At 49.3% G+C, this 22707-nt stretch carries 14 protein-coding genes; 12 read left to right on the forward strand and 2 right to left on the reverse strand.

Annotated elements, in window-relative coordinates; all coding sequences use genetic code 11:
- Positions 1-163 precede the first annotated feature (163 nt).
- The 10 genes from BUB16_RS15345 (at position 164) to BUB16_RS15390 (ending at position 17048) form a co-directional block, all read left to right on the forward strand.
- The gene (locus BUB16_RS15345) at positions 164-2836 is read left to right on the forward strand and encodes a PQQ-dependent sugar dehydrogenase (RefSeq protein ID WP_073066425.1); all 2673 of its coding nucleotides are present in this window, start codon (positions 164-166) and stop codon (positions 2834-2836) included.
- A 118-nt stretch (positions 2837-2954) separates the two neighbouring features.
- Positions 2955-4373, forward strand: a complete 1419-nt coding sequence (locus BUB16_RS15350) for a BNR-4 repeat-containing protein (RefSeq protein WP_073066564.1) — start codon at positions 2955-2957, stop codon at positions 4371-4373.
- Between the two features lie 220 nt (positions 4374-4593).
- Positions 4594-6291 (forward strand): L-lactate permease, encoded by a 1698-nt coding sequence (locus tag BUB16_RS15355; protein WP_073066429.1) that lies wholly within the window; start codon positions 4594-4596, stop codon positions 6289-6291.
- 383 nt (positions 6292-6674) lie between these two features.
- The gene (locus BUB16_RS15360) at positions 6675-7139 is read left to right on the forward strand and encodes a dimethylsulfonioproprionate lyase family protein (RefSeq protein WP_073066432.1); all 465 of its coding nucleotides are present in this window, start codon (positions 6675-6677) and stop codon (positions 7137-7139) included.
- Between the two features lie 264 nt (positions 7140-7403).
- Entirely contained in the window at positions 7404-8564 is a 1161-nt protein-coding gene (locus tag BUB16_RS15365; protein WP_073066436.1) for a Gfo/Idh/MocA family protein, read from the forward strand.
- Between the two features lie 200 nt (positions 8565-8764).
- On the forward strand, positions 8765-10144 hold the full coding sequence (locus BUB16_RS15370) for a glycosyl hydrolase (protein ID WP_073066439.1): 1380 nt from the start codon (positions 8765-8767) through the stop codon (positions 10142-10144).
- A 12-nt stretch (positions 10145-10156) separates the two neighbouring features.
- On the forward strand, positions 10157-10927 hold the full coding sequence (locus BUB16_RS15375; protein WP_073066443.1) for a 3-ketoacyl-ACP reductase: 771 nt from the start codon (positions 10157-10159) through the stop codon (positions 10925-10927).
- Positions 10928-11202: 275 nt separating this feature from the next.
- Positions 11203-12711 carry an SLC13 family permease gene (locus BUB16_RS15380; protein ID WP_073066567.1) on the forward strand — a complete coding sequence of 503 codons (1509 nt, stop codon included), beginning with the start codon at positions 11203-11205 and terminating at the stop codon, positions 12709-12711.
- A 14-nt stretch (positions 12712-12725) separates the two neighbouring features.
- Positions 12726-13961, forward strand: coding sequence for a DUF6807 domain-containing protein (locus tag BUB16_RS15385; RefSeq protein ID WP_073066446.1), 1236 nt, complete (start codon positions 12726-12728; stop codon positions 13959-13961).
- 207 nt (positions 13962-14168) lie between these two features.
- Positions 14169-17048: a c-type cytochrome gene (locus tag BUB16_RS15390; RefSeq protein WP_084088340.1), complete on the forward strand. Its 2880-nt coding sequence runs from the start codon at positions 14169-14171 to the stop codon at positions 17046-17048.
- A gap of 448 nt (positions 17049-17496) precedes the next feature.
- Here the strand turns inward: BUB16_RS15390 and BUB16_RS15395 are convergent, their stop codons facing one another.
- Positions 17497-18390 carry a hypothetical protein gene (locus BUB16_RS15395; protein WP_073066449.1) on the reverse strand — a complete coding sequence of 298 codons (894 nt, stop codon included), beginning with the start codon at positions 18388-18390 and terminating at the stop codon, positions 17497-17499.
- Between the two features lie 5 nt (positions 18391-18395).
- Positions 18396-18872: a hypothetical protein gene (locus BUB16_RS15400; RefSeq protein ID WP_170864422.1), complete on the reverse strand. Its 477-nt coding sequence runs from the start codon at positions 18870-18872 to the stop codon at positions 18396-18398.
- Between the two features lie 426 nt (positions 18873-19298).
- On the opposite strand from BUB16_RS15400, the gene BUB16_RS15405 reads away from it, so the two are divergent.
- Positions 19299-20075, forward strand: a complete 777-nt coding sequence (locus tag BUB16_RS15405) for a DUF3047 domain-containing protein (RefSeq protein ID WP_170864423.1) — start codon at positions 19299-19301, stop codon at positions 20073-20075.
- Positions 20076-20158: 83 nt separating this feature from the next.
- On the forward strand, positions 20159-22675 hold the full coding sequence (locus tag BUB16_RS15410) for an efflux RND transporter permease subunit (protein ID WP_073066457.1): 2517 nt from the start codon (positions 20159-20161) through the stop codon (positions 22673-22675).
- The last annotated feature ends 32 nt before the right edge of the window (positions 22676-22707 follow it).

Below are 22707 nucleotides of genomic sequence, written 5' to 3' on the forward strand. Positions count from 1 at the left end.
GGTTAAAGACCTTCATGTAAAATCACAGCTGTATTTTGGAAACCATCAGCATACTCACAAACTGAGAAACCTACAAGCTTCAAAAGTCTCTCAGATCGTAACTATATACGATGAGAACCTACAGTACTTTGGATTAAAATGTAACTAGGTAGTTGGATAAATAATGGCGAATATTAAATTAATATTTTTTTGGACTTTTATAATTGTTACTGCTTTAGCCGTAGTCTGGCAATCGTACAACTTTCGACAGGAGGTATCTAAAAAGCCAGAAGAAAATAGGTTTACAAAAGAGACTTTAACGGAAGATGTAAACCAACCGATGCAAATGGAAATATTGAAAGATGGCCGAGTATTATTTATAGAGAAAATTGGAAAAGTTAAAGTATTTGATCCTTCGAATAGTCAAGTAAAGGTCATTGGCGAAATACCAGTGAATTTGCAGTATATAGAACCTTATACAACTGCAGGTGGTAAATATGATGCGGATGACGGTTTACATGGGGTGGCACTGGATCCCAGCTTTGATCAGAATAATTATATTTATTTTTATTATTCACCGGAAGGTGGAAAGCCGAAGAGCATCCTTGCACGTTATGTATGGAAGGGTGATTCTTTACGTATGAATTCAAAAAAGGTTATGCTTGAATGGTCTACTCAGCGCAATAGATGTTGTCATTTTGGCGGAGGAATGGTCTTTGATAAGGATGATAATCTTATGGTTAGCATTGGAGATAATACTGCTCTTGGAGATTCTCCTTCTGATGCCCCAAGAAAAGAAATTTATGATCCTCAAAGAACGGCCGGTAATACAAATGATTTGAGAGGTTCAATTATACGGATTAAACCTGAACCTGATGGAACTTACTCAATTCCTGAAGGAAATTTATTTTCTGAAGGTACGCCTAAAACAAGACCAGAGATTTACATTATGGGTGTTAGAAATCCTATGAGATTAAGTATCGATAGCAAAACTGGTTGGTTATACTGGGGAGAAGTAGGGCCAAGTACTGATGAATTTAATCAAGCACGCAAGGCAGGAAACTTTGGATGGCCATATTTTTTAGCAAATAATAAAAAGTTTTTGGATTATTTCCCAGATGGAAGTGCTAATACCTATTTTGATTCTACTAATATAGTTAATAATTCACCCTTTAACACTGGACTGGGTAATTTGCCGGTGTCTCCTGTACCCGCGTTAGTTTGGTATTCTCGTGATAAGTCTGATGACTTTTCTATTCCAGGGACTGGCAGCCTTTCTGCAATGGGAGGACCAGTATATCGAAAATCTGATTTTATAGAAGCCGAACGATCATTTCCTACATATTATAATGGAAAGTGGTTTGTTACTGATTTCGTTAGGGGTTGGATTATGGTGATAGAAATGGATCAAAAAGGAAACTTTAAGTCAATGGAGCGGTTTCTGCCGGAAACTACTTTAAAAGGACCTATGGACATGGAATTCGGACCAGAAGGTGACTTATATATCTTAGAGTATAGCCGAGACCCTTACGTAGATAATCCTCCGGATGCCAAATTAGCTAAGATAAAATATAGTGCTGGTAATCGTGACCCTATTGCACAAATCGATGCAGATAAGACAGCAGGTTCTGTTCCATTACAAGTTCAGTTATCATCTGGTGGATCCATCGATTATGATAATGATTCCCTTGAATATAAATGGAAAATAGAGTCGAAGGGAAAAAAGATACAAACATTTAATCAAGCTAACCCTGTTGTCAATTTCGATGATCCAGGGATTTACCAGGCTACTCTTACTGTATCTGATTACAAAGGTGCACAAGACAGTACAACAATAGAAATTACAGCTGGTAATGACCCTCCTAGTATTGATTTAAATTTTGAAGGTGCTAACAAGAGTTTCTTTTTTGGTGATAAAGACATTGAATATTCAGTACAGATAAGTGATAAAGAAGATAAAATTATTGATGCAGATAGGGTAAAAGTATGGTTTGACCATCTCCCGCCAGCATATGATATAGATAAATTTTTAAATACACTGAAAAAAAGGGACACGGTATCATCTGCAGAATCGCTAATAGGATTACAGCTAATAAATCAAAGTGATTGCAATACCTGCCATACTTTAAATAAAAGCTCAATAGGGCCCTCATACACTAACATTGCTCAACGATATGAAAAAAATAAAAACACATATGAGAGATTAACAGAAAAAGTAATTTCTGGGGGGAGTGGAAACTGGGGACAGGCTGAAATGCCTCCTCATACTTCATTAACCAAAGATGAAGCTAAATCGATGATTAGCTATATCTTGGATACAGTTCGAGAAGAAACAGTTTGGTTAATGCCTTTAGAAGGAAATGTGCCGTCCCCCGGGAATGAAAGTAAAGATCGATTAATATTTATGGCATCATACGAAGACAATGGATTTGAGCAAATTCCACCTATTGAAACAGTTAAAATTGAAGTGTTAAGAAACCCAAAAATTGAAGCAGCAGAGATTGATATAGTTGATAATATGACTATGCAGTTTCCTGGTTACGATGATCCTTATTTACTTTTTGAGGAAGAGAATTCTCATATAGGAGTAAAAAACATTGATATGACGGGAATTAAACAGATAGAATTTGAATTTTCAGAACTACCTGAAAAAAATCTTTATGATAGCTTAGAAATTGCCGTAAGAATAGATTCCTTAGAAGGTGAATTAGTTGGGAAAACTTCATTTGATGAATTTGATTCGCAACGGAAAATAGTTACTATAAATTCTATAAACGATATGCATGACATTTATTTATTATTTAATAATAACATGAATAATAGTATTGAAATCAGAAGTATTAAATTTTATCAGTAATAACAAGAATAAATATAGTACTATAAAATAATGTAGTATGAAATATTTTGTCATAGCTCTGGTCTTTATACTTTTCAGCTGTTCTACAAATAAAGAATATTCAGTTAGTGATGATTCTTTGTCGGAAAAGAAAGAACTGCAGATTAAATTTCATGATAACAAGTACGCCGAAGGCGAACTCATAAACCGACAACTGGACGGCTACCGGGGCATCTGGTACATGAATCAGCCGCTGGACAATAAATACAAGTATAAATACAGCGGGGGACTGGCGACCTATACGGCCAAGCATAATCCGTTTGCTATTTACAGGGAGGAGGTGAACAAAACCTTTTTTACGTACGGGGGGACCGACCAGGAGAATTCCACGCTGCTGCATATGGTTTCCTACTATGATCATCAAACCGGGAAGGTCTCCAAACCCACGCTGGTATTGGACAAGAAGACGACCGACGCTCACGACAATCCGGTGATGGCGATCGATGAGGATGGGTATATTTATATATTTTCCACCTCCCACGGCACTTCGCGTCCCTCTTACATTAGCAAAAGCAAAGTGCCGTATGACATCAGCGCATTTGAAAAAATAGAAGCTACCAAGATAGAAGAGGGGGAGAGGGTACCGATGACCAACTTCTCGTATATGCAGAGCTGGTACCAGCCGGGCAGGGGATTTGTCAACTTTTTTACCCGGTATGGCTATCCGGCCGATCGCACGATCTGCTTCATGACCAGCCCGGACGGGGAAAGCTGGTCGGAGTGGAAACGCATTGCGGCCATAAAAAAAGGACATTACCAGATCAGTGCGCTGGGAGACGGGGTAGCCGGATCGGCCTTTAATTTTCATCCGGATACCGAAGAAAAGAGAGGACTGAACTGGCGGACGAACCTCTATTATGTGGAAAGCCGCGATTTTGGGGAGAACTGGCAGGCCGCAGACGGCACCCCGCTGGAGTTGCCACTCACCGATATTGAAAATCCCTCCCTGGTGCATGATTATTACAGCAAGGATCTGAATGTTTATATGAAGGATATCACCTACGACCGGCAGGGCCGCCCGGTCATCATGTATATAACGTCTGAAGGCTATGAATCCGGTCCCGATAACGATCCGCGTACCTGGCGGACGGCGCGATGGGACGGGGAGGAGTGGATCATTCGTGATATTACCACCTCGGATAATAATTATGACATGGGCTCGCTTTTCATCGAAGAGGATGGGACCTGGCGCATCATTGCTCCCACGGAGACCGGTCCGCAGTCTTACAATCCCGGGGGAGAGGTAGCGATGTGGCTGAGCGAGGACCAGGGACAAAGCTGGAGCAAAGAGAGACAACTGACCCGCGGCAGTGATTTTAACCATACCTATGTCCGGCGTCCAATAAATGCGCATCCCGATTTTTATGGATTCTGGGCGGACGGGCATGGGCGGCAACCCTCGAAATCCAATTTGTATTTCAGCAATAAAGAAGGGGAGGTATTCCAGCTGCCTGAGCATATGGAACAGGAGATGGAGGAGCCTTTACGGGTGGAGTAACCGGGGAGCGTCTGATCCGCGACAACCTGACAAAACGAATTTAATTGCATGATTCGCAATGAATAACGTTCTTGCGGGAGAAGCATAATGAATCGATTATGGATCCCGAGGGCCCTGTGTTGAAAAGAAAATAGAAATAAAAATATTGATAACTTATTATCTTTACATTCCATTATATTTTCGGTGTGAAATGGGGATTAGACTAACCATATAGATATATATGCCGCTATCGCTTTTAGCATTCTTAGCCTTCCTGCCCATACTGCTGGCCGGGATCCTGTTAGTGGGGTTTCGCTGGCCGGCCAAAATGGCGATGCCGGTTGTGTTGGGCATCACCATTGTCACGGCCTTTTTTGCCTGGAATTTTTCGGCCTTGCATATTGTAGCGTCGACGATTGAAGGACTGTTTATCACCTTTGATATTCTTTATATTATTTTTGGAGCTATCCTGCTGCTTAACCTGCTAAAGTATTCAGGGGGCATAAAGATCATACGGGAGAGCTTTGCGGAGATCAGCCCCGACCGCCGGGTGCAGGTCATTATTATTGCCTGGCTGTTCGGTTCGTTCCTGGAGGGGGCGGCGGGATTCGGAACACCGGCTGCCATCGTGGCGCCGCTTCTGCTGGCGCTGGGATACCCTGCACTGGCTGCGGTGATGCTGGGATTGATGGTGCAGAGTACCGCTGTAACCTTCGGAGCGGTGGGCACGCCCATCCTTATCGGGGTTCAGGCGGGACTGCAAGGCCCCGAACTGGAATCGCAGCTGGCACTGGCCGATGCTTCGCTCATGGATTATCTTTCGGTCGTGACCTCTCATGCGGCCCTGTTACACGCGGTTACGGGCACCCTGATGCCCACCTTTATGACGGTGATGATGACCCGTTTTTTTGGAAAAAACAGGTCGTGGAAAGAAGGACTCTCGATTTTCCCCTTTGCTCTTTTTGCGGGACTGGCATTTACCGTTCCCTATGCGCTGACCGGTGTTTTCCTGGGACCGGAGTTTCCTTCCCTGCTGGGTGCGCTTGTGGGATTGCCTGTCGTTATGTATGCGGCCAACCGCGGCTTTCTCATCCCTGAAAAAAGCTGGCAGTTTATGCCTGCCGGGGAGTGGCCCTCCCACTGGATGGGTACCATGAGCGTGGACCCTCGACAGGAAAACCGTACCCCTGACCTGTCCCTGGCCGAGGCGTGGCTGCCTTACGTGCTGATGGCCCTGCTGTTGGTGGCAAGCCGTCTGCCCCAGCTTCCCCTGAAAAGCTTCCTGTCAAATGTAGTCATCGGATGGGAACAGATTATGGGTACGGCTATTTCGGCGTCCAGCACCCCCCTGTACCTGCCGGGGACGATCCTGCTCATGGCCGGCCTTTTTGCTGTTTTTATCCACAGGATGAATCTTTCTCAGGTGAAAGCGGCTTTTTCCGAAAGTGCGAATATGCTCCTCGGGGCCGGCTTTGTGTTGGTTTTTACCATACCGATGGTTCGCATCTATATCAACTCGGGAATGAATGAACTCGGACTGGAAAGCATGCCTATCGTTATGGCGGATTGGGTGGCCACGAATGTGGGACGCATATATCCCCTTTTTGCCTCGGCTATCGGGGCCCTGGGAGCATTTATCGCAGGAAGTAATACCATAAGTAATCTCATGTTCAGCTTATTTCAGTTTGGTATAGCTGAAAACCTGTCGATGCCCACCACCTTGATGGTAGCTCTGGGCGCCGTCGGGGCCGCCGCGGGAAATATGATTGCCATTCATAACGTGGTCGCGGCATCGGCAACCGTGGGCTACCTGGGAAAGGAGGGGGATGTGATGCGACTGACCATTATTCCAACGCTCTATTATATCCTGATGGTCGGGATCCTGGGGCTCATCGCTATCGAGGTATTTCATTATACAGACCTGCTGATGCCGGGATGAGAAGAGGTTATGAATTACGAGATCCGTCTGCCCGCGACTGACGATATTGCCGGGGGACAGGCTAAATGCTCATTTATTTATCGGTGGTTCTTCCGATCAATCGGGCATCCGGTCCGATCGAACACGACACCCGTCAGGGAAACGCATTAAAATTTTTGCATTTTTTTAAATACTGGTTCCACCATAAATGAGAATAACCCGAAATTATAGGTTCTTACTGTCATCAAGGGTTGATTATGAAAATCAATGCACTTCTTGATGCAAAAGAACAAAATAAATTGCACAGATTTATCAAGAAACCGGTTGACTTTTTAAGTCTTTACCGATAAAGTATACCCGCAATAATTTTTAATCTTTTCACGCAGTTTACGGCTGAGAGTATTATGAAGATATCTGATTTGAATGAGACTGAGGGCCGGCGTTTTCCGGCCCGGCGGCTGACCAAAAACATCGTGGGAGGGAGCTCCTCCCTCCAGGCTGAAAACTTTTCGTTGGGCATGGTGACCCTGGATCCGGAAGGGGGACAGGTTCCCTGGCATAACCATCCGCAGGAGGAAATCTATTTGATCCTGGAGGGAACCGGCGAAATTTGTCTCGGCGAGCAGCGCCGGGAGATTTACTCGGGACAAACGGTGTATATTCCCTCCGAGGAGTTTCATCAGCTAACAAATATCGGGAAAACCCCGCTCAAGTTTATTTATTGCTACGGTCCGGCCGGGGACGTAGCCCATTGGCGGCAGGAGCTGGAGGGTACTTTACCCAAAGAAGGGGAAGACGTGCCCGCATTGCCGGATGGAGCCTGGCCGCAGTGTACCGAAGGAGCGGAAGATTATAGTGGAAAAGAGTAATCATTCATGTAATGCGAATTTAACCTAATATCACACGGAAGAATTAGTGGTAACGGGGTGTGCGTTATTTGATATTGGCACAAGCCCTGTTTTATCCGGAAACTGCCGGGTAACTGACACGCCTTCCCGTGGAATTGCTTGAGCGTGTCTGCGTGGCTTCGTTTTAATACATCCGCTAACGAAGGATTCTCAAGCAGCAACAAAACCACCCATTTCCCGGGATCGATCGATTAAATAAAAAAAATAAGAAATAAATTAAGATAAATGAGTGATGAACTGACGACACACACCGTAGGAATAATTATGAATGGGGTAACGGGACGCATGGGTACCAACCAGCATCTGCTGCGCTCCATCGTGCCGATCATGGAGCAGGGGGGCGTGAAGATCAGCGAAGATGAGGTGATCATGCCCCGTCCGGTGCTGGTGGGCCGCAATCCCGTGAAGCTGCAAAAGCTATCGGAGCGGACCGGCATAGAGGAGTGGACGACCAACCTGGATGAGGTCCTCGATGAAGAAGACTATCATATTTATTTTGATGCGCAGCGGACAGACTTGCGGTTTGACAGCGTCAAAAAAGCGGTGGCGGCCGGGAAACATATCTATTGCGAAAAGCCTACGGCGGTGACCACCGAAGAAGCCGTGCGGCTGCATCACATTGCCGAAGAAGGGGGCGTCAAACACGGGGTGGTGCAGGACAAGCTGTGGCTGCCGGGTCTGGTGCAGCTAAAGCAGCTCAGGCAACAGAACTTTTTTGGAAAAATACTCTCCGTGAAGGCGGATTTCGGCTACTGGGTCTTCGAGGGTGATACCATTGCGCCGCAACGCCCGTCCTGGAACTACCGGGAGGAGGATGGCGGGGGACTTATCCTCGATATGTTCTGCCACTGGCGATACATACTGGATAATATTTTCGGAGAGGTGAAATCGGTTTCCTGTCTTGGGACCACCCATATTGACAAGCGCTATGAGGAGGATGGTACGCCCTACGAGGCCACGGCGGATGATGCGGCATACGCGATTTTTGAGCTGGAGGACGACATTGTAGCCCAGTTTAATTCCTCCTGGACCACCCGGGTGCGGCGCGACGACCTGGTCACGTTCCAGGTGGACGGCACCAGGGGATCGGCGGTGGCCGGACTCCGGGAGGTGTGGATTCAGCCCCATTCGGCGACCCCGAAGCCCGTCTGGAACCCCGATGTGGATTCGGATCACAACTTTTATGACGACTGGATTAAAATGCCGAAGCAGCAGGAGTTTGACAACGCTTTTAAAATGCAGTGGGAGCTGTTTTTGCGGCATGTGGTCAAGGACGATCCCTTCCGATGGAATCTCCTGGAAGCGGCCAAGGGGGTCCAGCTGGCCGAGATCGGCTACGAAGCGTCCGAGCAGCGGGCATGGATCGAGGTACCGGAGCTGGCTTAAGATTGCGGGGTTAAGAGAAAGAATGGGAAATCAGGAATTTTTAATGAGGGATTGGGAATGAAAGATGGAAAATGAAAAATCAAAATGAGAAGTCGGTTCCGGGATCTATTACCTTATACCTTTTACTTTATACCTTCTACCTTCGACTAATAACCATTATTAAAACTGAAACACAGGAATTATAACTGAAAAAAAGTAAGATGAATATCCAACAGGATCTTCAGGTGGAAGATCTGCCTTTGCAACGGTTTTGGGAGCTGTCAGCCCAAAAGATTCAGCTGATCCGCAGCGACTATGATACCTCTCAGGGGTCTCCGGTCTTTACCGAGGACGGGGTGTACACGACCCGCGGGTGGACCGAATGGACACAGGGATTTCAGTTTGGGTCCGAGATCATCCAGTTCGATGCGACCGGCCAGACGGAGTACCTTGAAATGGGGCGGGAGGCCACGGTTACCAGGATGGCACCTCATATTACCCATATCGGGGTCCACGATCACGGCTTCAACAATGTAAGTACCTATGGCGCCCTGTGGAGGCTGTGCCGGGAGGGTCGGATCGACGCCAGTGAATGGGAACAGTCGTTTTACAGGCTGGCGCTGAAAAGTACGGGCGCGGTGCAGGCCAGCAGGTGGACCCCAATCGCGGACGGAGGAGGATTTATCCACTCCTTCAACGGCCCCCACTCGCTCTTTGTAGACACAGTTCGGACCCTGCGCGCCCTGGCCCTGAGCCACCGGTTGGGACATGTGCTTTATGGTGAGCATGACGAGCCCATTTCGCTGCTGGGACGGCTTATCCGGCACGCCCGCGCTACGGCGACCTACAACATCTACTACGGGGAGGGACGCGACAGCTATGACCTGCGGGGACGAACGGCCCATGAGGCGGTCTTTAATGTTACGGACGGACAGTTTCGCTGTCCGAATTCGCAGCAGGGATTTTCTCCCTTCACGACATGGACGCGCGGGCTGGCCTGGGCGATGTGTGGATACCCCGAGCAGCTGGAATTTCTGGATATGCTGGACGACGACGAGCTGGAGCCGTACGGGGGACGCCAGCAGGTCGAGTCGATGATGCGCAAGGCGGCTTTGGCGACCTGCGATTTTTACCTTGAGCACAGCTCCCTGGATGGCATCCCTTACTGGGATACGGGCGCCCCGGACCTGCACAAGCTGGGGGACTACAGGGATATGCCGGCGGACCCTTATAATGATGTGGAGCCGGTGGACAGCTCCGCTGCGGCCATAGGGGCGCAGGGACTGCTTCGATTGGGACATTACCTGCAGTCGAGGGGAGAGCAGGAAAAAGGAAGCAGGTACTGGCAGGCGGGGCTCTCAGTGGCGCGGACGCTGCTTGAGGAACCGTACTTGAGCACGGATGAGTCCCACCAGGGCCTGCTGCTGCACTCGGTCTACCACCGGCCCAATGGGTGGGACTATATCCCGGAAGGCCAGAGCATACCGTGCGGGGAGTCGAGCATGTGGGGCGACTACCACCTGCGGGAACTCGCGCTGTATCTGTCCCGCATGACGGGCGACCGTCCCTACTACACTTTTTTTTCGAACACCAGACAATAACAAGGAAGAGTTATGAAACCAGTTGCTTTAGTCACCGGCGGATCCCGCGGCATTGGAAAGGGAATCTGCAAGAAGCTGTGTGAGAACGGCTACAACGTTGCGTTCAATGGCGTGCGCCCTGAAGGTCAGGTACGGGAGACGTTAAAGGAGCTTAGCTCGACGGGCAGCGACGTGATATACTGCCAGGGCGATATCAGTTCTGCCACCGACCGGGAATCCATCATGGCCGGCATTCGCTCCCATTTTGGCCGGCTCAATGTGCTGGTCAACAATGCCGGCGTGGCGCCCCGGGAGCGAAAAGATCCGCTGAAAGCCACGGAGGAAAGTTATGAGCGGGTGATGCGTATCAACCTGAAGGGGCCCTATTTTCTGACGCAGGGCGTAGCCCGCTGGATGGTTGAACAAAAACAGGAGGATTCGTCTTTTTCGGCCACCATTGTGAATGTGGGATCCATTTCGGCTTCGGTGGTCTCTCCCAAGCGGGGGGAGTACTGCATGTCGAAAGCGGGACTGGCGATGCACAGCAAGATCTGGGCGGTGCGTCTGGCCGAGTACGACATCCCGGTCTATGAAGTGCGCCCGGGCATTATCAAAACGGATATGACTTCGGCGGTCACCGACAAGTACGACAAGCTGATTGCCGGGGGACTGACCGCCCAGCCCCGCTGGGGATACCCCGAGGATGTGGGAAAGGGGGTCCTTTCGCTGGTCGAGGGTGATTTTCCCTATTCTACCGGAGAAGTGATGATGATTGACGGGGGACTGTCGATCCAGCGGCTATAACCTTGTTATAAATTTAGCATACAAGAGCTACAACAACATAAAATCAATTTAAGAAGCTTTTGAAAAACCAGGAATTTTGTTCAAGGTCAAGGCCTCAGGGAGGGTGCTCTCGCAGCAAATCACCCATATGTGAGGATTTCAACCGACCGGTAAGGCCAACATTGGCCAAACGAACGGTTTTGCAAAGGTTTCTTTAAAACAGTATCCGAATGAAGAAAAACACAGAGGATAAAGAGGTTAAGGGATCAGATAAGGGGAAGGAAGAAGAACTTGGAATGGGAGAACCCGAGGAGAAGCCTGTAAGCACGACCAAATGGGTCGGTTTTGTAGGGGGACTCTCGGTATTCCTGCTTATGCTTTTTTCAAATTCGCCTGAGGGACTCAGTTTGGCCGGATGGCGCACGGCGGCCGTGGCCGTGCTTATGGCCACCTGGTGGGTGACCGAGGTGCTTCCGATATCCGGGACAGCCCTTTTGCCGCTTGTGTTGTTTCCCATTCTTGGAATTGCGGATATCGACGCTTCCGCGGCCCCGTATGCCGACCCCATGATCTATCTGTTCCTCGGTGGGTTTATTATCGCCATCGCCATGCAGCGGTGGGACCTGCACCGGCGCATTGCGCTTAACATTATCAGCTTTATCGGGTCCAGGCCCCGCAATATTATCGCCGGCTTTATTGTCTCCGCGGCGTTTATGAGCATGTGGGTAAGCAATACGGCCGCAACCATGATGATGCTCCCGATCGGACTTTCGGTTATTCAGCTTACGAAAACGGGGGTGCAGGACGCTGCAAAACGGCAGCAGAACCGGAACTTCGCGGTGGCGCTGATGCTGGCTATTGCCTATGCGGCTAATGTAGGGGGACTGGGTACGGTGATCGGAACGCCGACGAATGCGCTTATGATTGCTTTTGTCAATGATGCCTATGGCATGGAAATCACTTTTGCCCAGTGGATGGGGCTGGGGCTTCCGGTCGTGGTACTGGGACTCCCGATAATTTTTTATACCCTGACAAGTCTGGTATTTCCGGTCCGTATGAAAACGCTTCCCGGGGGACGCGCTTACATTGATGATGAAATGCAGCGGCTGGGTGCCATCAGTCGTCCCGAAAAGTACGTGGGCGGGGTCTTTGTACTCGTTGCGATACTCTGGATGACGCGGCCGCTGCTGGAGCCGCTGTTGCCGGGACTTTCGGATGCCAGTATTGCCATTTTCGGCGCGCTCATCCTGTTTCTTATCCCGGTTGATCTCAGCAAGTCACAATTTATCATGCGCTGGAAAGATGCCGAAAAAATTCCCTGGGGCGTGCTGATACTGTTTGGCGGGGGACTCTCACTGGCGGGGGCGATCCAGCGGACGGGCCTGGCGGAATGGGTCGGTGGATACTTTGAAGTTTTGGGAGGATGGCCTGTTATTTTGGCTATTCTTGTTATTGCCCTGATTATTATCATGTTTACGGAGCTGGCGAGCAACTCGGCGACCGCTGCGGCTTTCCTGCCGGTGATCGGTTCGGTGGCCATAGGAATAGGCCAGGATCCGCTCCTGTTTGCCGTCCCCATAACGATGGTGGCAAGCTGTGCCTTTATGCTTCCGGTGGCTACACCTCCCAACGCGATCGTCTATGGCAGCGGCGTGATGGATATCCCGCAGATGACACGTGCCGGCCTGGTGCTGAATCTGTTTTTTGCCATATTGATTACGCTGCTCACCTATTTCCTGTTTACGCTCTTTCTGGGGATCGATATCGGGGTGGTGCCGGAAGGACTCAGTATGCTTGTAAACTAAATTGTTGATAACTTATGCGTAACCAAAAAAAACATACTTCTTTTCATATCGGATTATTCACTGCAGCATTTCTGATGCTCATGGCGCCTCCGGAAGCCTGTAGCCAATATACCGTGACCGTTACGGCGGGTGGCTTCGACCGCATGGAGTCGGTGGTTTCGTTTACGCTCCCGGAGCCCGTGGATCCCGGTGTGTATACGATGGAGGATGAGGCGGGCAACCAGGCGCTCCTGCAGGTGGATGAGCAAAACAAAGGCTGGTTTGTGCTGGAGGAGCTTCCCGCAGGTTCTTCGAAGAGCTATAGCCTGGACGCCGAATCCTTTTCGTCCACTGCTGACGATAGCGGAGTCACTTATGCTGTGGATGAGAATACAATCACTTTCAAAGCAGGGGAGGATCCCGTGCTTTCCTACTATCACGGGAAAAACAACCCGCCGCGGGAGCTGGATAAGCAATACGAGCGCGGGGGATATCTTCATCCCGTATATTCGCCGGGGGGCACGGTTTTAACCAATCACCTGGATACGGCGATGCATCCTCATCATTACGGGATATGGTCGGCATGGACCAATACCGAGTTTCAGGGACGAACACCCGATTTTTGGAATATCCAGGACAAGACCGCCCGGGTGGACCAGGACTCGATGGAGCTCGCCTGGGAGGGACCGGTGCACGGGGGACTGAAGGCTAACCATTATTTTACGGATCTGACTTCTTCGGCTCCGGTTATTGCGCTTAACGAGCAGTGGGAAATGAAAGTCTATGATGCTGCGAGCCGCAGTGATTACCTCATGTTTGACCTGACCCTGTCGCATACGGCAAACACAGCTCAGCCGCTCCTCCTGCCGGAATATCATTATGGAGGCATGGGGTTCAGGGGACACCGGAACTGGGATAATCCCGATAACGTAACCTTTTTGACTTCCCGGGGACACGATCGCAGTGCGGCCAATGAAACCCGGGCGCGATGGGCGCATATGGGAGGAATGGTGGACGGCAAACGCGCAGGAATCGCCGTCTTGAGTCATCCGGACAACTACCGGGCCCCGCAACCGGTTCGCATTCATCCGGAGACCCCGTATTTTGTTTTTGCTCCCATGCAGCTCGGAGAAATGGCTATAGAGCCGGGGGCTCCCTATGTTATGCATTATCGCTATATAACTTTTGACGGGGAACCGGATCCTGAAAAACTAAACCGCCTGTGGAACGACTATGCCTATCCTCCGGGCGTGACGGTTGCGACAGAATAAATTATGAATCGTGCGTTCCCGGTTGTATATATTGTGCCTGTTTCTGTATGGTATCGTTCTTTTTTATTAAAGGAGCGAGTCGAGGTATTTTTGTTAATACCTTTCGGGAACACAGAGCTGAATATGTGTCTCAGTGAAAATAAGTGATAGGAAAACGACTTCAATAACGATGGTAAAAAATTATTAAACCAGTAGTGACCGTATAAAATGTATCGATTTACCTGCCGCTCCGTGAAATTTCCCGGCGATGCTGACAAGATAACACCCGGTTTTTTTTGCAATCTCTCCAGTGCTGTCCGAATAATCGCCCTGCTGACCGGTATAATCCTTTTGGCGGGATGTGCTCCGGAGACAGACCCAGCCCCGAAAGATTCCGAAGTTATCAGGGAGGTGAATTTTGAGGAGGCTGATTTTGCTCCTTTTGTGGAGCCCGACTTCCCTTTTATCACGACGTCCATTGATGCCCGGTCTCTCGGACCGGGCTTTCCCACCGATAATATCGTACCCCGATGCCTGGCGCTCCGCCTGGGCGGGGAAGCCTACGCCTGTTTCGATACGGATATGCTGCGCTGGTCTGTGGCCTGGACGGGCGAATTCCTGCCGATGGTTACGATGGGACAGATATCATATAACGATTTTCATAACAAGGACAACGAGATCCCCACAGTCCTTGGCGAACCATCCATCGCGACGGGACTTTATCCCGGGTGGTCGGGACCCGAGCCGGACTTCACTGACCCTCGTCCCCCGAGAACGGATCTCGATGCCCCGGTGTGGGGACCTGTTCCCGGGGAGACGGGGCGATGGAAGGGGGTATACCTGCAGGGACAGGAGGTGGTGTTGTCGTATGCCGCCCGGAATACGGATATCTATGAAAAACCCGGCAGCACCCGGCTGCAGGATGAAACAGGGTTTACCAGAACTATTCAGATCGGGCAGCGCGAGGAGTCCCTGTCTATGGTAGCGGCGGAAGTATCCGACGGAACCGGGAGCGAGGTTACCGGCAACGCGGCCTATATTTACCGGGGAGAGGACCGGGATTCCGTTACGGCTATCGGTCTGGCGGAATCGGTAGAAGGTGTTGAACTGAATATTATTGACGACCGCTATTCCACCGTTCAGGTTTCTTCCGGCCGGAAAGATGTGACGTTCACGCTGGTCCTCTGGAGCGGTCCCGCTGACAAAAAAGAGGTTTTTGAGCAAATGCTTGCCGAGGCCCCGCCGGCTGAGATGCCTGATTTTCGGGAGGGAGGGGCTCCTCACTGGACTGAAACGGTTGTGACGGAGGGACAGGTTGCCCCGGATACCACCTCCGCCTATGTGATTGACCAGCTGACGCTGCCCATTCCCAACCCGTGGAATCGCAATGTCCGGGTCGTAGATGTGGCATTCTTTGATGATGGTCGTGCGGCCGTGGTGACCTTTTCAGGAGATGTCTGGATCGTTGAAGGCATAGATGAAGAGCTGGAGAATATTGAATGGCGACGGTATGCTTCCGGCTTGTATGAAACCCAGAGCGTAGAAGTCGTTGATGATACGGTGTATACCTACGGTAAAGAGGGGATCGTACGGTTCCATGATTTGAATGAGGATGGTGTCGCTGATTATTATGAGAATTTTTCGAACCGAATGGCCCAGTCTATTGAGACCCGGGAGTGGGCAACCGACATGGTAGCGGCGCCGGGGGGCGGTTTTTTCGTAGCTAAAGCGGGGGGACTGGATATGGGGCCGAAGACCTCTTTTCCCGCCATAACCAAGGGATTCCGGGCGGGTTCACGTCACAGCGGTTCCGTGTTGAAGGTTTCTGCTGAGGGACGCAGCGTGAGGCATTATGCCACGGGTTTGCGGGGACCGTATCTGGGGATAAACCCGGAGACGGGGGTGTTAACCGCATCGGATCAGCAGGGGCATTACGTACCGTCAACTCCGCTTTTGCTGGTTGAAGAGGGCGACTATTTCGGGGTGCCCACCACCGCACATCGTCCCGCTGCCGCCCGTGAACCGGATATTACGCCGCCATTGGTGTGGTTCCCTCACAGCGTGGATCGATCGGGCATCGGACAGGTTTGGATTACCAGCGACCGGATGGGTCCGCTGAGTGGCAGCCTGGTTCATCTTTCATATGGACGTCCGGGTTTATTTAAAATTTTGATTGACAGCACCGGCGGAACGGTGCAGGGGGGGATAGCCGATATACCGGCCGATTACCCCGCCCCGACAATGAAAGGGGCCGTGAGTCCTGCAGATGGCCAGCTGTATCTTACCGGCTTTACCCTCTGGGGAACGAATTCGAGCGGCATCAGTGCTTTTACCCGGCTTAGGTATACGGGGCGGCGCAGTCTGCTCCCGCAGGGATTCCTTGCTCGGGACGGGGGCATAATTCTCCGATTCGATACCGAACTGGATGAGGAAGCGGCGACGAACCCGGGCAATTACCAGGCGAAAAGATGGAATTACCGACGCACGGAAGACTACGGATCCGGTCATTTTAAACTGGACGGCTCGGCCGGTGAGGAGCTTATGCCGGTTTTTTCGGCGCATCTGTCCGACGACCGGAAGGCGGTATTTCTGGCTATCCCCGATATGCGGGAGGTGATGCAGATGGAAATTTCCTACGACCTGAAAGCCGCTGACGGGACTGTGATGGATGACGCCCTATGGTTTACCGTTAATGATGTCGAAGAGCCGGATCCGGAAGTAGCAGGGTTCTCTGGCCTTGATATCGGGTCGCTGGCTTTTGAGGATGAAGATAAAACCCAAAAGGCTGCCAATAAGCCAGAAAAACCGGCTTCTGCCGCGCGTGGTAAAGAGCTATACCAGCGGTTGGGATGTATGGGCTGCCATTCCACGGATGGAACGACGGATGGCATGATCGGTCCCACGCTACAGGGACTGTTTGGTTCTGAACAGCATTTTGAGGATGGGTCGTCTGCGATTGCTGACGAAGGATATATCCGGGAATCTCTGCTGGAGCCGGAAGCCAAAATCGTAGAAGGGCATGCCGGGGAGATGCCCTCCTTCCTGGGAATTCTCTCCGACAGGGAAATGGAATCGATGGTTCTGTATATCAAGACCCTGTCGGAATAATTATGTTTATATATCTGAGTAATCGTCAATAAGATAGTTAAACTCTCCCTTACGAGGTTTGCTGGGCTACATCGATGATCTTTTACCCACCATCCGTTAAAGTCTCAGAGAGGCTTTTTTGGTCATGTCGCTTTGCTGGGGAGAGAATAAACTTTACCGGCCTAAGAATCCTGAGCGGAGTCCGGAGGGGGGAGGAGTATTTCCCTACATTGGTTTATCGGTAAGGTTTTATCACATAAACTGAGGAAGGAACCACGGCCTTGAAAAGTCAGGAATCTGGTTAGATCGAGGCGGTGCGGAGGATTTAAAATAATTTTTGTCTGAAGCTCCGCGTAGTTCGGAGCAAGTTAAATTATTTTCCGGAGCACCGGCGAAATCTGATTCCTGAGTTTTCTGAGCCTTGATTTTTTGCGTTTCTTTTGGATCAAGCCAAAAGAAACATCATTATTTAATAAAGCAGATACCGCCCAAAAGCCTTAAGCGGGAGCGAACGCAAACGTTTGCTGAAATTATTTATGTAACGATTCCAGGGAAAGCCCATGATAATAAGCTGGATGGTAAATGTTTTGAAGAAGATATTCATCGTCAAATCGATACCTATGTGCATTCCGATCAGCGCCAGGGTGACATAGGGACGCAAATGTTTCCACCAGACGAGAAAGCCGAGGAGTTCGGCAACCAAGCCAAAGGTCAAAATGACCGTGGCAATGAATCTGCTGCTCAAAGCCAGCTCCTGGAGCCAGTTAAGCTGGAACTCTCCGGTCTTTGAAAGGATATCGATACTTTTTTCCCCAATCCAGAGCCACAGGTGCTGGCCGTCGGGCCAGGTGATGCCGGTGGCCACAAGTTTGCTGATGGCGGCGGACGTATAACCGAGACCGAGGAAAAATATCGTAAACCCGAAAGCAAAGGGCAGTGATTTTTTAATATCTCTGACAAAAACGGCGGCGAGGGCTAAACCCATTAAACTGAAGGCAACGAGATTGGCGCTGTGGGGAATTTCGCCCTGCGAAAAACGAGTCACATACTGCAGATGAAACAGGAGGAATGCCGGCACATACAGCCAGCGAAGGCGCTTGAATAAAAGAGGGATCAGGCAGCTGAGGGTTATGACGATGGCATTGACCGTAGCCAGTTCACTAAAAAAGATTTCAACATTCAGATAATTGGCCACCCCGAGGGGGAGTACAACATCACTCAGCCGGGGGACATAAAAAGCCCATTCCCAGGTATAGAGCAGGGTATAGATAACGGTGAAAAATTCAAAAGCGCGAAGCTGGATTTTTGTTCCGATTGATTGAGGCGCCTCAAAATGGAATAAATTCCTGAGTAAACGATCCATCTGATTTACTTATTGGGGAATAGATTAGGGTTCTTATAGGTACTGTCGGGGGTAAACAGGAACATTGGAATAGCCTTGATCACAACAGAGTCCTGTTCGTTAATGGAGCCGACAACCCGGGTTGCCATCCACATTTTACCCGGGTAATCATCAATTTGAAAGGTGGTCCTGAGGCCGTTTATCTTTTCGGCGTTCCAGCTCCTGGTCTTTGAAATATAGTTGGCAAAATCAATCTCATGAATGCCGTACTCTTCGAGGGGCAGTATACGATTGTCAATAGCTTCTATGGGCTTGGTCTCCCACAGGTCGGAACGGGTCGTATCACGGACATCCTCCACGACACCACGGGACCATGGTTTTCCGGCCTGTGAAAACATCGGATAAATACTAAACGGCCAAAACTCTCCTTCATGGGTAGCTACTAAAAGAATGTTTATCAGTAAAACAGCTCCTATAATTCTCTTGTATTTTTCGAGCATCAATACGCCAACAGAAATTTTTGGATTAAATGTTTTTTGTATGTAAGCATCTCCAGGCTATACAGCAACGCAAATTTAGCAGTTTTCGATCATTTTTAGAAGACTGTTTCAGAAACTTTTAATAGATCCATTTATCCCGCATTCCCAACCCCGGAAGACAGGGAATAATAATAACCTTTCTGGTGGCAATAGGTTTATTAGGATTTTAGCATATAAATTATAATGATCCCGTGTCGTCACTGTGAAATCCGGTCGATCTATTGTTTTAATCCGGGCAATACAGATGCCCCGGGACCGACTGCCGTTAGAAATAAAATGTAATGGGAAACGTTGGTAAAGCGAAATTTGTATAGTTACTCTCAAAACTATTTGTACAGAGAGGCTCTTACAAGGGTATGCCGCCAACTAACAGAATCAATGGACTTATATATGCAACGAACAGATACGCAGATTTCACATTATTTTCTTTTGCTGTTATTCTTCAGTCTCGGGCATACTCCTATGTCCGAAGCGCAGCAACCCACTCATCTGGATAACGGAAATGTGCTGCTGGAGAATTTTGAAAACGATACGGTAGGTTCGCTTCCCTATAAATGGTACGACCGGGACGGTAACAAGAGGCTGGTTAATCACGACAAGTCTTTTAGCAAGCAATATTTATACAAAGTTGTAAGAAGTGACAATTCCGAAGCCAACAAGTTTTTGCGGTATAAAGGTTCCAGGGCCAAACATATCAACCTGCCGTTGATAAATAAGGATAAAGACAACATCTACAATATCAACATTTATGAGACGCCGATCCTTTCCTGGAAAGTCAGAGCTCATAAGTTGCCGGAGAACGCTCGCGAAGACAACGATGATTACAACGACTCCGTTGCCAGTGTGTATGTGGTTTTTGATATGGGACGCGTGGCACTGTTTAAAAAAGTACCCAAAACCATACGATATACATGGAGCACACTGCTTGACAAGGGAACCAGAACCTCGAAGCTGTTTGGTAATCAGCAAATAGTCATTGTGGAGTCCGGCAGGAAAAATACCGGGAAATGGATTACGTTTGAACGCAACCTTGTAGAAGATTATCGCCGGCTGTTCGGGGACGATCCCCCCAGGACGCCCATGGCAATCCTGATTATGAGCGATGGAGACAGTACCGGATCGTGGGTTATGGCCGACTACGATGATTTCATACTGAAGTCCCGATAAAGTTTAAAAAACAGAAATTAAATAAGTTCTGTGAAAATGGTTAACTTCACCGCTGATTTAATTGCTATTTTGATCCGGAGTTAATGGATAAGATTCTACATTTTTTTCGTCCGCTTATTACCTACAATTATAATTACCCGTATTGGGTATTGAGTGTAACGATCCTGCTGGCAATAGTGCTGGGGAGCTTTGCCGTTCAGTTGTCCATTGACACCGACCTCGCCAATCTTTTACCCAAAAATAACCCGCATGTTAAAGCACTGGATGAGCTGCAGGAGACCGTAGGAGGAGAAACCGCTATGGAAGTGGCCATCAAGTCCCCGAGTTTTGAGGATAATAAGCGGTTTGCCGAGGATCTGATAGAAAAAAGCCTGGCGCTGTACGACGAGCAGCATGACCGGCCCTTTTTCGAACGGGCGGAGTTTCGCAAAGAAACCGCTTTTTTGAGGGATAATGCGCTGTATTTTGCCACCCCCGGTGAATTAAATGATATTGAGACCTATCTGAAAGATGAAATTCAGTCGGCCAAAGAGGGGGCAAATCCCTTTTTAGTGGATTTTGGAGAAGAGGAAGAGGAGGAAGATGCGGAAGCGGATGAAGAGCTTCAGGATTTTGAGCAAAGCTATGAAGACCTGATCCCCCCCGAGTATCCCGTTAGTCCCGATAGCACGGTCATGGTCTTTAAACTTTATCCCACCGGCTCCAAAAGCAATCTGGACTACTTGCGCAATATGTTTGCCTCCTATGACTTATTGCTGGGAGCAATGAACCCGCAATCGTATAACAGTGAAATGGAGGTGCGGTATGGAGGACGCCTAAAGCGTCATTTGTCGGAAATCGACTCTATCATGAATGATGTGTTTAACAGCTTTGCCTCGGGCATATCCGGCGTCATTCTTCTGGTTATGATATATTTCTTTATCAAAAAGTACGTGAATTACCGGAGAGGAGATTCAGAAGGCAGGGAACATCGCTTCTGGGAGCACCTGATTCGTTTGCCGGTGCCGGTCCTCGTGATCGGGCTTCCGCTGTTGGTGAGCCTGGCGTGGACGTTCGGTATCACCTATTTTGTACTGGGTACACTCAATACGATGACGTCCGTACTTTTCGTAATTCTATTTGGGATGGGGATCGATTACGGCATTCATTTTTATGCCCGCTATATCGAATTCCGTTCCGACGGCAAACCCATTTTGGATGCCTTGCAGGAAACCTACGACAATACGGGGGCGGCCATTGTCGTAAGCGGACTGACTACGGCATTTTCGCTCTTTGTATTAATTATCGCCCGTTTCAGGGGATTTTCTGAATTTGGGTTTATTGCGGGATCAGGAATTATTCTGGCACTCTTCTGTATGCTTTTTGTGATGCCCTCGCTGCTGGTACTGTTCGAGCGCTATAACTGGATGCTGCTGAACGTAAACCGGGATTCAGAACAACAGAAAGCCAGCCTATTCACCCGTTTTCCCATGGCCCGTTCGGTGGTCATTACAGGCATCCTGATCGCCATATTCGTTGGTGCTTTTTCTCCCCGGTTAGGCTTTCAATACGATTTCGGAGAGCTGGAACCCGAATTTCCCGAATACCAGGCATACAATAAATTTACCAGCAATGTCGAGCAATCGTCGGACCGGCATAACCCGGCCTATATCCTGGCGGATAACCAGCAGCAGGTGATAGAAATTCTAAAAAAAATCCGTCACAAGATGGAAACCGATACCACCAGCCCAACTATAGAAGACGTAGAAGCGCTTCCGGAGCGATTTCCTCCCTCCGAGGAGGGGGCTCGAGAAAAATTAGAGGAGATCGCCCGTATTCGGGAGCTGCTCAACGACCCGTTTATCAGAGACCAGGACGATCCGCAGCTGGATAAGCTACGACGTGCGGCACAGACCAAAAGCCGTCTGGATATCGACCAGATACCGGATTATTTTAAAAATCAGTTTGTGACCAAAGAGGGAGAAATCGGCAACTTTGTCATTGTCTATCCCAGCGTGGGACTTGCGGACGGGGAGCAGTCCATCGCCTTTAAAGATGACATCGGTGAAATTACGCTGAACAGCGGTGAAACGTTTTATGCGGCGAGCACCTCCATTATTGCGGCCGAGATGCTGGACCTGATGCGGAGCGAAAGCCCTTATATGGTGGGAGCGACTTTTCTGATGGTCTTTATCCTTATGCTGTTTGCTTTCCGCTCTCTGCGATGGGCGATTATAGCCATGCTTCCGCTCTTGGTCGGTTTATTGTGGCTCTTTGGGATTATGCTGCTTACGGGCATGATGTTTAACTTCTATAACCTGGTGGTACTACCGGCTATCCTTGGTATCGGAGAGGATAACGGTGTCCACCTTGCGAGTCGCTACCGGGAGGAAGGGGAACGCAGCATGTGGGATGTGCTCTCCAGTACGGGTCAGCATATAACTATCGGTTCACTTACGACAATGCTTGGGTTTTCCGGGCTGCTGTTTACCAATCATCCGGGACTGCAGTCGCTGGGTGCGATGGCCGTCATCGGCATCGGCATGACGCTGGTGGCCGCCCTCACCTTTTTACCGGCGTTGATTCAACTGTTGGAAGAACGGGGGTGGATCCGGTTTTAACTCCTGTCGAGCTTTGCCGAACCGTCCATTTG

It is taken from the genome of Fodinibius roseus (genome assembly GCF_900129315.1).
GTDB classification, from domain to species: Bacteria; Bacteroidota; Rhodothermia; order Balneolales; family Balneolaceae; genus Fodinibius; species Fodinibius roseus.